Source organism: Gordonia sp. UBA7860 (genome assembly GCF_002500165.1).
Lineage (GTDB): Bacteria > Actinomycetota > Actinomycetes > Mycobacteriales > Mycobacteriaceae > Gordonia > Gordonia sputi.
The window spans coordinates 1-10,438 of record NZ_DLSO01000089.1 but is presented as its reverse complement, the minus strand read 5'-3'; the positions used below and the strand labels follow the sequence as shown (position 1 = coordinate 10,438).

Sequence of the window (10,438 nt, the reverse complement as noted above, 5' to 3'; positions counted from 1 at the left end):
TACGAGATGCCCTTCTGCGTGTACCGATGGAACCCTGAGCAAGTCCCATTCTGTCACTCAGACAGGGCATTTCGTCTATCCCTCATCCCCCGGACAGGTACAAATCGGTGGATCGAGGCTTAGCTGGCCCCTGCGGAATCATCACCGTAGTCACTGCCGCATATGGTTGCCCATCAGCGCCGGTGCTGCGGTACAACAGCTGCCATGCCTGTACGTTCAACGGCAGTATCTGCAACGTTTTGACCGCTACCGGGCGGCTTTTCAGGATCGCTCCGGGCTGCGTGGACGCCCATCCGGCAGGCAAGTCATAAAACGCGTCATACGGCGGTGCGGGCTCGGCGCGCGCTGGCGCAGCACGCAACGCCGCCCCCGCCACTAAAGTCAATGCCGCCATCGCAATCACGACAAACACAGCTACAAGTCGGGCCAGACTTCCAGCGCCCACAAGTCTGACCTGCGCCGATTCGCCTTCTGTCTTCATGCCGGGATCGTAATCCTATAGATGCCACGCTGTGGCAAAACCACGATTGTTGGGTCTCTTCACAACTGGGACGTTGAATCCCGAGGCGTCCAGCAGTGATCGAGCAGTGAAGTTGTGGCAAGGACACAGAAACCCATGTGCGTCGCGCATCGCCTCCAGAGCGATGACTTTCACGTCGTTCGCGCCCGGATTTGGGTCAGCGGGCAAACCTTTGCGTGAAGGATCTGCCTTGCAGCGCCTTCGATCACATAGAGCAGCGGGTGCGCCACGTGCGGTGATGGCTGCGCGGAACAAGTGACGGTGCCGCTCTCCCGTCTACGCCACAGCATCATTGGCGTCACCCCACCACGAAGGACCAAGCCATGAGCGACCCGTACCGAGTTCAACCACGCCTAGACCCTGCCGACGCAGAACCCGGCGGCGTCAGCGCCGAAGCTGTCTCCGCACTGTTCCGTACCGTCCCAGCACACCTCACTGACACCGACGATCCATTGATCGCCAACGAAATCCGCGCCTCGCACGCCTTCGCTGCTGTAACGGAATACAGCCAGAACTCGGGCACCTACAGCAACGAATCGGTATGGACGTCGATGTCGGACCTGCTCAACGACATGCGTCACCTCTGCGACATGCTCGGCATCGACTGGGATGCGGTGTCACGGCCCTACCACTACGAGGCAGAGATCAGCGAAGAACAGTGACCGCGCCGGTGCGTGGTCTGCCAGTCGCGCACCGTCTCTCTGGATCGCCTGCCGTGCGCAGGCAGGTGCTTCGAGCTCACTGCCCATCGCTGGATGTGCACCCTTCTTCGGCAGTCACGCCCCAAAGCACCCCTTCCCCGCGTGCGATGGCGTACCGATCGGGCTTCCGCCCATAGGCGCTGAGCACAAGCTCGGTCTCGTCCGCACACCGTCGCGCGTGGTCGCCGCGCGCCGCCAGGTCTAGCGTGCGGAGCACTTGCTACCTCGTTCGTGCTGCGGCTACACCGGACAGCCATGACGTCTCCCGGCACCCCTGCTGAACGGTTGCACGGCAGGCCAATTCAGCTCACGTCCCGTAACCCCCGGCGTCTCATGCACCTGAGATGTCGCTGACGGCTTCGACAGGGCTGGTCCGCGCTCGCCTCCAGCAAAGGGTGAGCGCGGATCGGGGTCAGCGACTGTGGATCTGGTGTTACGTGCCGCTCCCGTAGTCGCGCCGCCACTGACGGTTTTCCCGCACCCGGTAGGACTTGTTGGTGCTTCGGCTTCGGCAGCAGCGGCAGTGCCGGCCGCCCGGTCCTTCACCACCAATGGCTTGGCGTGCTCGAGCATTTCGCAGCATTGCCCACTTCCTTTCGTCCATGTCTGTGGGCTCAACTTTCCTCTCTGCACATGCGTGGTGCGGCACCAAAGCCGTTGAGCGCGTGTGTAATGAACGCTGCCGCGCGGACAGCGCTTCCGCTGGACGTGGAAGTGCCGGGCAGATCGCCCACTAAGCGCGTCCGCCAGACCGTAAACCTTGACCTCGCCACATGTGCAGCGCTTGTCGTGTGATGCCGAGTCGCTTTGCCAATGCCGCATCGGACAGCTCGTTTCCGAGTTTACGTGTCAAGCATTACTTGACATAATCGGCGTTATCGGCTAAACATATGGCTAGTTTCTGGCCAGTCTAGCGGCTAGGCTGAATGCATGACGACAGTGCCTTTCGGCGAAGCCAAGGATGGCACGTTTGTCCGCCATCAGTGCCCGGTCGCTGGCTGGGTTCAGAGGAGTTGATGGAAGATGTCGAGGGTGACGTTCCACTCGGCGCTCCCGGGGTTTTTGCGGTCCGGCTGGACAGTGACGAAAGTGCGCGCCAGCGCCACGCTCAAGCCGCCGGCAATCAGCGGCAATCTCTGCTCGGTTCTCTCGGAGAGGGCTACGTCCAAGGGCGGTTGGGCCGCCAGTTGGTCGAGCAGAGGTTGTAGTTCGATCTCCTCGTCCAGCTTCTCGAATCGGTCGATGCTCTCCTGCAGCCCCTTGGTGATCGGCAGGTCCCACGGTTCGATCACGTCCCGCAGGTTTGCCTTTGCCGAGGCCTTGCCGATCAGGATCAGGTCGTAGATCTTGTCGTCGATGAAATCCGTATAGCGCTTGAGGTCGTTCCGGTCGACCTGTAGTCCGGCCGCTGCCCGGAAGAACCGCTGGAATTTGACGGTGCCCATCACTGGCATGTCGTCAGCTCCTTTCGAAGTATTCATGGATTTGGCGTACCGCCATCGCTCCTTCACCGACTGCGGATGCGACCCGTTTCACCGAGCCGCTGCGGACGTCGCCCGCCGCGAACAGGCCGGACCGGCTGGTTTCGAGCGTCCTGGACAGCCCGGCGCTGATCGGCCGGTTGCCGTCTCCTCGGGCGTGGACCGCGTCCATGCCGGTGAGGACGAAGCCGTGGTCGTCGAGTGCGATCGTGTCGGCCAGCCACCCGGTGTGCGGCGTCGCCCCGATGAAGACGAACAGGGCGTGCACCCGGATCGTGTCCTGGTCGCCCGTGCGATTGTCCTCGACCACAATCTCTTCGAGGTGCTTGTCGCCGTGGACCTGACGAATCTCGGTGTTCCGGTGCACGGTCACCCGCGGATGCCGTTCGATCTGGTCGACCAGGTATCGGGACATGCTCTTTCCGAGGTCGTGGCCGCGGATGAGGAGGTGAACGTGGGAGACATGGTCTGCGAGGAAGACGGTGGCCTGGCCGGCGGAGTTTCCGCCGCCGACGATGGCTACAGGGTCGGTGCCGCACAGCCGCGCTTCCTGATGGGTTGCGGCGTAATACACGCTTCTCCCCTCCAGTGCCTCGATTCCCGGAACCTCCAACTTGCGATATCGCGCCCCGGTGGCGAGCACGACCGCCCGGGCGCGGATCTCGCCGCCGTCCGCCAGCCGGAGCACATGGTGCCCGCCCTCGGATCCCAAACCGGTCACCTCCGCCGACACGAGAAGGCGGGTACCGAATTTCCCGGCCTGGATTAGGGCGCGCTCGGCCAATTCGGCGCCGGAGATCCCCGCCGGGAAGCCCAGGTAGTTCTCGATCCGGGAGGAGGTGCTAGCCTGCCCACCTGCAGCGATCGACTCCAGTGTCACCGTGTTCAACCCGTCGGATGAGCCGTACACGGACGCGGCCAGACCCGCCGGTCCGGCACCTACGACGACGAGGTCGCACACGTCCTGGGCTGCGTCCGGGACCGAGTCCGGGACCGGGAGCCCGACGATGCGGGCGAGTTCGGGGTTCGTCGGATTGCGCAGCACTTTCTCGCCGTGCCAGATCACGACGGGAGTGTCCTCGGGGGCGACACCCAGGCTTTGCAGCAGCTGCTCCGCCCGTTCGTCTTGCTCCAGATCGATCCACCTGTGGGGCAGCCGGTTTCGTATGGCGAATTCGCGAAGCCGCAACGTGTCCGGGGAATAGCAGGAGCCGATGATCCGGAACCCCGCGCCGAGCCCGATCAGCAGGTGCCGGCGGATCAGGTAGGCGCGCAGGATCAGATCGCTGAGCACGAGGTCGTGGGCGACGAGCTCGCGCACCCGCTCGGCCGGGACGACGAGGACCTCGCCGTTCTCGATCGCTTCGGCGGTGAAGAACGCCACCTGGCCTTCCAGCAGTCCGAGCTCGCCCAGGAATCGGCCCGGACCGTGCACGCGCAGTATCCGGCGTTGGCCGTCCTCGGCGCCCTCGTCGATGACCGCGACCTTGCCGGTGAGGATGACGAAGAAGTCGTTGCTGGGCGCGCCCGCTCGGATCAGCACCTCGCCGGCGTGAACCGATCGACGCGTGCCACCGACCTCGAGCGTCGTGATCTGGTCGTCCGTCAGCCGCGGGAATGCTCCGACTGTATCCGGGGTCTCGTCGTCGACGAGCTGACCGTCGCCGAGGCGTGGGGCGTCCTCAGACGAAGTTCTGGTCGACATAACACCAGCGCCAATCTTCACCGGGTTCCATCGACTGGACGATCGGATGGCCGATGGTGTGAGCGTGTGCGCTCGCGTGCTTGCCCGGCGAGGAGTCGCAGCAACCGACGTGTCCGCACGTCAGGCACAGCCTCAGATGTACCCACGGGGTGCCGAGGCGAAGACATTCCTCGCAACCCTGTGGAGTGCGGGGCACCACGGCCCGGATCGCGGTCACGTGCGGGTCGGCATGGACCGAGGTCATGGCTTCGCCTTCTTGCCTGCATTTTCCGAGAGCGCCTGATCGAGCCACGTGCGCAGCTGGGGTACCGGAGCTGCGCCCGCCTGACGAGCGAGTACCTCACCTCGGTCCATCACCAGCAGAGTCGGTACGGCGCGGACGGTGAACCGTTCGGCCGTCTGGGGCGCAGCGTCCACGTCGACCTTGACCAGCTTGATCTGACCTGCGCGTTCTGTGGCGAGCTGCTCGAGCGCGGGGCTGACCATGCGGCACGGAGCGCACCACGTCGCCCAGAGGTCAACGAGTACAGGCACCGAGGATTTCTCGGCGACCTCCGCGAAGTCGCCGTCCCCTGCCGAGGCGATCCAGGGCAGCGGCTCGTGGCAGTTCCCGCAGCGGGGTCTCCCGTCCCCGGCCGCCGGCACCTTGTTGACCTTGCCGCAGTGTGGGCACTTCACCTTGTCGGATCCCATGACGACACCTCTTCTCAGGCCGCGATGGCGGGTTCCGTATATGCGACGGCGAGCTCGCCGCCGTCCACCGTGACACTGATGGTGCCGCCCGGTTCGATTTCGCCGCGCAACAGCGCACGACCTATCCTGGTTTCGACCTCATGGGCGATATACCGCCGCAGCGGCCGCGCACCGTAGACCGGGTCGAAACCGTGTTCGGCGATGAGCCGGCGTGCTTCCGGCGTGATATCCAGGTGTATCTGGCGCTCCGACAACCTGTTCCGAAGATCGGCGAGCTGCAGCTCGACGATGTGCTCGATCTGGGGCAGCGTGAGCGGGGTGAACAACACGATGTCGTCGACCCGGTTGAGGAACTCGGGACGGAAGTGCCCGCGCAGTTCCGCCAGCACCCGCTCCCGGGCGTCCGGCTTGATCTCGCCGTCGGCTGTGACTCCCTCGAGGAGATGCTGGGATCCGATGTTGGAGGTCATGATGATCACCGTGTTCCGGAAATCGACTTGCCTGCCTTGAGAATCGGTGATCCGGCCGTCATCGAGCACCTGCAGCAGGGTATTGAAGACGTCGGCGTGGGCCTTCTCGATCTCGTCGAAGAGCACCACGGAGTACGGCTTGCGGCGCACCGCCTCGGTGAGCTGGCCACCCTCGTCGTACCCGATGTACCCGGGGGGTGCACCGATGAGCCTACTCACCGTGTGCCGCTCCTGGTACTCGCTCATGTCCAGGCGCACCATGTTGTCTTCGCTGTCGAAGAGGGCACTGGCCAGCGTCTTTGCGAGCTCGGTCTTCCCCACACCTGTCGGGCCCAGGAAGATGAACGAACCGATCGGCCGGCGCGGATCACGGATACCGGACCTCGCCCGGATGACCGCGTCTGCGACCAGTTGCACAGCCTCGTCCTGACCGATGACTCTCTCGTGCAGGATTTCGTCGAGTTTCAACAGCTTTTCCCGCTCTCCTTCCTGTAGCCGGGCGACCGGGATGCCCGTCCATGCGGCCACGATTTCTGCGATCTCGTCTTCGGTGACCACCTCACGCAGCAACGGATTGCGGCCTTGCCTGGTGGCCAATTGCTCCTCCGCCGCCTCGAGCCTGCGTTCGAGTTCGGTGATCTCGCCGTAGCGCAGCTCGGCGGCCCGATTGAGGTCGTAATTGCGTTCGGCCTCCTCGGCCTCGTGGCGCAATCGTTCCAGCTCCCCCCGTAGCTCCTGCACCCGACGGATCGCTTGGCGCTCCGCCTCCCACTGCGCGTGCCGGGCGTCGGCCTCGGCCCGCAGATCGGCCAGCTCCTTACGCAACTCTTCGAGACGCGCCTTGCTGGCCGCGTCCGTTTCCTTGGACAGCGCGGCCTCCTCGATCTCCAGCCGGGTCACCTTCCGGGTGAGCTCGTCGAGTTCGGCGGGCATCGAATCGATTTCGGTGCGTAGCCGCGCACACGCCTCGTCTACCAGATCGATCGCCTTGTCCGGAAGGAAACGGTCGGTGATGTACCGGTGCGAGAGGGTCACGGCGGCCACCAGTGCGCCGTCCTGAATCTTCACGCCGTGAAACACCTCGAGGCGTTCTCGAAGTCCGCGCAGAATCGAGATCGCATCCTCGATGCCGGGCTCGTCGACGAGAACGGTCTGGAAGCGTCGCTCCAGTGCCGCATCGGATTCGATGTGCTTGCGATACTCGTCGAGGGTGGTGGCACCGATCATGTGCAGTTCGCCGCGGGCGAGCATCGGCTTGAGCATGTTGCCGGCGTCGAGAGACCCCTCGCCGCCGACCGATCCCGCGCCGACCACTGTGTGTAACTCGTCGACGAACAACAGGATGCGCCCCTCGGCCGCCTTCACCTCGGACAGCACCGCCTGCAGTCGCTCCTCGAACTCGCCGCGGTACTTCGCGCCGGCCACCAGGGAACCCATGTCGAGCGAGAAGATCGTCTTGTCGCGTAGGCCCTCGGGCACGTCGCCGCGGACGATCCGCTGGGCGAGGCCCTCGACGATCGCGGTCTTGCCGACGCCGGGGTCGCCGATCAGCACCGGATTGTTCTTCGTCTTCCGGCTCAGGATCTGCGTTACCCTGCGGATCTCGGCATCGCGGCCGATGACCGGATCGAGTTTGCCTGCCCGCCCCTCGGAGACGAGGTCGCGTCCGTACTTCTCGAGCGCCTCGTACGCACCCTCCGGGGTGGCCGAGGTGACGCGCTGATTGCCGCGCACTGTGGTCAAGGCGGCGAGGAAGGCCTCTCGTGTGACCCCATGACTGGTGAGAACCCGTCCGGCCGCACTGGTCGACCCCTCCTCGGAGAGAGCCATCACGAGATGCTCCACCGACACGTAGGAATCCTTGAGTCGCTTCGCCTCCCGTTCCGCGGCGTCGAGCAGCTTGGCCAGGCGCTGGGTGATCATCACCTGACCGGGCGTCGCACCGGGGCCGCTGACCTTCGGCCTACGCGACAGTTCACGTTCCAGATCGGATCGCAGGGCATCGACGTTCGCACCGGCCTGCTCGAGCAGTCGCGGTACCAACCCTTCCTGCTGATCGACCAACGCGAGCAGCAGGTGCTCTCCGTCGACCTCGGTGTGACCCATTCTGGTCGCCAGGTTCTGGGCTTCCTGCAGGGCTTCTCGTGACTTTTCAGTCAGACTGCCGGTGTCCATGGGGGTGTCTTCCTTCCGTGGGACGCTGCTTCGAGTTTCTCGATTCGATCCAGCAGATCGAGCACGAGCCCGATTGCCGAGTAGTTCAGACCCAGGCCCGTCCGTAACCGTTGGATGCGGGCAGCGTGGGCCACTGCTGACGGTTCGAACAATATTTCGCCGCCGGGGCCGCGGCGTGCGTCGAGCAGGCCGAGAGCCACAAGCTTTCGTGCCAGGTCGGGGTGCAGCCCGGTACGTTCGGCGAAGACATCCAGCGACATTCCGGTACGGCGAACCAATATGTACTGGGTGCCCGGGGTCGGGGTGCTCATGGCTGTTTCCTCGGATCGAAGTTCGATTCGGCGGCCAACTGTTCGAACAGCTCGCGTTCACGTGCTGTCGGTTTCGGCGGCACCATCACCTTGATTTCGGCGTAGAGGTTGCCGTTGGCGCCCCGCGGATTGGGCATTCCTTCTCCGCGCAGGCGAAGCTTCCGTCCCGTCGACGAGCCCGGCACCACTTTGACTTTCGCCTCGCCACCCGGGGTGGGAACGACGACGGTCGACCCGAGGACCGCCTCCCATGGCGATACGGGCAGGTCGACGTAGATGTCCCGGCCCTGGACGCGGAACCGGGGATGCGGCTTGATCCGCACCACGAGGTACAGATCCCCGGGCGGCGCGTCGCCGTTGCCCCGGCCGCCTTGCCCGGCCAGCCGGATTCGCTGGCCGTCCAGGACACCGGCCGGAATGTCGACGTCGTACTGCCGTCCGTCCAGTCTGAGAGTGCGTTTGCCGCCCCGATACGCCTCTTCCAAGGTCAGTTCCAGTTCCGCTTCCTGATCGGCGCCGGGAATCGGCCCGTACCCGCCACCGCCGCCGAACATCTGCCCGAAGAGGTCCTCGAAGTCGACGCCGCCCTCGCCACCGACACCGCGACCGAAGTGCACCCTTCTGCCCCCGCCCCCACCGCCGTACCCGCCGCCGCCGAACCCGCCGCCGTACCCACCGGCGCTTGCCCGGACCCGTTCGTCGTAGTCCTCGGGCACACGCCGGAAGTCGGGGCCGAACCGGTCGTAGCGTTTCCGGGTGTCCGGGTCGGACAACACCTGGTAGGCCTCGTTGGCCTCCTTGAACTTGTCCTCCGCAGTGGGGTCCTTGTTCACGTCGGGGTGATACTTGCGGGCCAACTTGCGGTAGGCCTGCTGGATTTCGTCGGTGTCGGCGCTGCGCGGGACCCCGAGCGCTTCGTAGTAGTCACGCGCCATGGCGCTCACTCCTCAGGTCGGCTGACGACCACGGTGGCGGGACGCAACTGCTGTCCGTTTTCTCCGTAACCTGGCCGCAAGACCTCGATCACGGTTCCGGAGGGAAGGTCGGGGTGGGTCACCACACTGACCACTTCGTGGAGCTCCGGGGAGAACGGCACACCGACCTCGTCGTGGCGCTCGAAGCCGAGCCGTGACAGTATCTGCACCGCCTGGTCCCGGATTGCCTTCACACCGTCGACGACAGTCTGCGGGTCACTACCCGCATGTGCCAGCGCAAGCTCCAGGTTGTCCAGCACCGGCAGCCACGCCGCCGATACCCTCGCTATCTCCGCGGCGCGTTCACGGTCGAGATCTTTGGCATACCGCTTGCGCAGGTTGTCCAGATCTGCGAGGGCCCTGCGCCAGCGGTCCTCGAGTTGAGCCAACTCGGCCCCCGTGTCGGTGCGATCAGGCGCCGTCTCGGTCTGATCCCCGTCGGTACCGTCGGTAGCCGGCTCGGTCGTCGAATGATCAGCAGACCTCTCCATCGTGTGCCTCAGCTTCGATCGAACTCGGCGTCGATCACGTCGTCATCATCCGACGACGCAGCCTCTGCGCCGCCGGCCTGGTGTCCGTCGCCGCCGCCGGCTTGGACCGGCGCGAGCCCGTAGAGCAGCTGCTGCAGCTCCGAGGTCAGGGGCTCTATCTCCGCGGGTGAAGCACCGTCTTTCACAGCCTTCCTGGCGTCGGCGATCAGCATCTCGGCACGCGCCTTGTCGTGCGGGGGCGCACTGTCACCGAGTTCGGCGAGTCGCCGTTCCACCTGGTAGGCAACCGAATCGAGCGCGTTGCGTGCGTCGACCGCCTTGCGCAGCTCCTCGTCCTCACCCCGGTTCCGTTCGGCCTCCGCAAGCATGCGCTCGACCTCACTCTGGTCCAGGTTGCCCTGCTCACTGATCGTGATGCTCTGCTCCTTGCCGGTGTCCTTGTCGCGGGCGGTGACGTTGAGGATGCCGTTAGCGTCGATATCGAAAGTGACTTCGACCTGGGCCTCGCCACGTGGCGCGGGGCGGATGTCTTCCAGCCGGAACCGTCCGAGCACCCGGTTGTCGGCGGCCCGCTCGCGTTCGCCCTGCAGCACCACCACGTCCACGGCGGACTGATTGTCTTCCGCCGTGGAGAACACTTCGCTGCGCCGGGCCGGGATCGTCGTATTGCGCTCGATGATCTTGGTCATCACCCCGCCCTGCGTCTCGACGCCGAGGGACAGCGGGGTGACGTCGAGCAACAGTACGTCGGAGACCTCACCTTTGAGCACGCCCGCCTGGACTGCGGCACCGAGCGCCACGACCTCGTCCGGGTTGACGCCCATGTGGGGGTCCTTACCGCCGGTGAGCCGGCGAACGAGTGCCTGTACCGCCGGAATGCGTGTCGAACCACCGACCAGGATCACCTCGTCGATGTC

General features: G+C 65.1%; 11 protein-coding genes. 1 reads left to right on the top strand and 10 read right to left on the bottom strand.

Going from position 1 to position 10,438, the window contains the following annotated elements:
• Positions 1-82: 82 nt before the first annotated feature.
• Complete coding sequence (locus B3T59_RS11800) at positions 83-481, bottom strand: hypothetical protein (RefSeq protein WP_287003484.1); 399 nt, start codon at positions 479-481, stop codon at positions 83-85.
• 362 nt (positions 482-843) lie between these two features.
• Between B3T59_RS11800 and B3T59_RS11795 the strand changes: the two genes are divergently transcribed.
• Positions 844-1,182 (top strand): hypothetical protein, encoded by a 339-nt coding sequence (locus B3T59_RS11795; RefSeq protein WP_064861693.1) that lies wholly within the window; start codon positions 844-846, stop codon positions 1,180-1,182.
• A 1,043-nt stretch (positions 1,183-2,225) separates the two neighbouring features.
• Here the strand turns inward: B3T59_RS11795 and B3T59_RS11790 are convergent.
• From B3T59_RS11790 to B3T59_RS11750, 9 genes are all read right to left on the bottom strand, one after another.
• Positions 2,226-2,666 (bottom strand): DUF1931 family protein, encoded by a 441-nt coding sequence (locus tag B3T59_RS11790; RefSeq protein ID WP_174299137.1) that lies wholly within the window; start codon positions 2,664-2,666, stop codon positions 2,226-2,228.
• Positions 2,667-2,679: 13 nt separating this feature from the next.
• On the bottom strand, positions 2,680-4,407 hold the full coding sequence (locus B3T59_RS11785; RefSeq protein WP_287003483.1) for an FAD-dependent oxidoreductase: 1,728 nt from the start codon (positions 4,405-4,407) through the stop codon (positions 2,680-2,682).
• The gene (locus B3T59_RS11780; protein WP_005180064.1) at positions 4,385-4,651 is read right to left on the bottom strand and encodes a UBP-type zinc finger domain-containing protein; all 267 of its coding nucleotides are present in this window, start codon (positions 4,649-4,651) and stop codon (positions 4,385-4,387) included. Before B3T59_RS11780 ends, B3T59_RS11785 begins: the two co-directional genes overlap by 23 nt.
• Entirely contained in the window at positions 4,648-5,100 is a 453-nt protein-coding gene (gene trxA / locus B3T59_RS11775; RefSeq protein ID WP_005180066.1) for a thioredoxin, read from the bottom strand. The genes B3T59_RS11780 and trxA overlap by 4 nt, the downstream gene beginning before the upstream one ends.
• 14 nt (positions 5,101-5,114) lie before the next feature.
• Positions 5,115-7,745 (bottom strand): ATP-dependent chaperone ClpB, encoded by a 2,631-nt coding sequence (clpB, locus tag B3T59_RS11770; protein ID WP_251724068.1) that lies wholly within the window; start codon positions 7,743-7,745, stop codon positions 5,115-5,117.
• Positions 7,727-8,056: a chaperone modulator CbpM gene (locus B3T59_RS11765; protein WP_007238919.1), complete on the bottom strand. Its 330-nt coding sequence runs from the start codon at positions 8,054-8,056 to the stop codon at positions 7,727-7,729. The genes clpB and B3T59_RS11765 overlap by 19 nt, the downstream gene beginning before the upstream one ends.
• Positions 8,053-8,991, bottom strand: coding sequence for a DnaJ C-terminal domain-containing protein (locus B3T59_RS11760; protein WP_007238920.1), 939 nt, complete (start codon positions 8,989-8,991; stop codon positions 8,053-8,055). The genes B3T59_RS11765 and B3T59_RS11760 overlap by 4 nt, the downstream gene beginning before the upstream one ends.
• A gap of 5 nt (positions 8,992-8,996) precedes the next feature.
• Positions 8,997-9,521 (bottom strand): nucleotide exchange factor GrpE, encoded by a 525-nt coding sequence (locus tag B3T59_RS11755; protein WP_287003481.1) that lies wholly within the window; start codon positions 9,519-9,521, stop codon positions 8,997-8,999.
• Positions 9,522-9,529: 8 nt separating this feature from the next.
• Positions 9,530-10,438, bottom strand: a 909-nt coding sequence (locus B3T59_RS11750) for an Hsp70 family protein (protein WP_349681968.1), incomplete at its 5' end; no start/stop codon positions are given.

Excerpts from the sequence above, each read along its gene's own strand:
- B3T59_RS11800 (WP_287003484.1), bottom strand. The coding sequence starts at position 481 with ATGAAGACAGAAGGCGAATCGGCGCAGGTCAGACTTGTGGGCGCTGGA.
- B3T59_RS11795 (WP_064861693.1), top strand. The coding sequence starts at position 844 with ATGAGCGACCCGTACCGAGTTCAACCACGCCTAGACCCTGCCGACGCA.
- B3T59_RS11790 (WP_174299137.1), bottom strand. The coding sequence starts at position 2,666 with ATGGGCACCGTCAAATTCCAGCGGTTCTTCCGGGCAGCGGCCGGACTA.
- B3T59_RS11785 (WP_287003483.1), bottom strand. The coding sequence starts at position 4,407 with ATGTCGACCAGAACTTCGTCTGAGGACGCCCCACGCCTCGGCGACGGT.
- B3T59_RS11780 (WP_005180064.1), bottom strand. The coding sequence starts at position 4,651 with ATGACCTCGGTCCATGCCGACCCGCACGTGACCGCGATCCGGGCCGTG.
- trxA (WP_005180066.1), bottom strand. The coding sequence starts at position 5,100 with ATGGGATCCGACAAGGTGAAGTGCCCACACTGCGGCAAGGTCAACAAG.
- clpB (WP_251724068.1), bottom strand. The coding sequence starts at position 7,745 with ATGGACACCGGCAGTCTGACTGAAAAGTCACGAGAAGCCCTGCAGGAA.
- B3T59_RS11765 (WP_007238919.1), bottom strand. The coding sequence starts at position 8,056 with ATGAGCACCCCGACCCCGGGCACCCAGTACATATTGGTTCGCCGTACC.
- B3T59_RS11760 (WP_007238920.1), bottom strand. The coding sequence starts at position 8,991 with ATGGCGCGTGACTACTACGAAGCGCTCGGGGTCCCGCGCAGCGCCGAC.
- B3T59_RS11755 (WP_287003481.1), bottom strand. The coding sequence starts at position 9,521 with ATGGAGAGGTCTGCTGATCATTCGACGACCGAGCCGGCTACCGACGGT.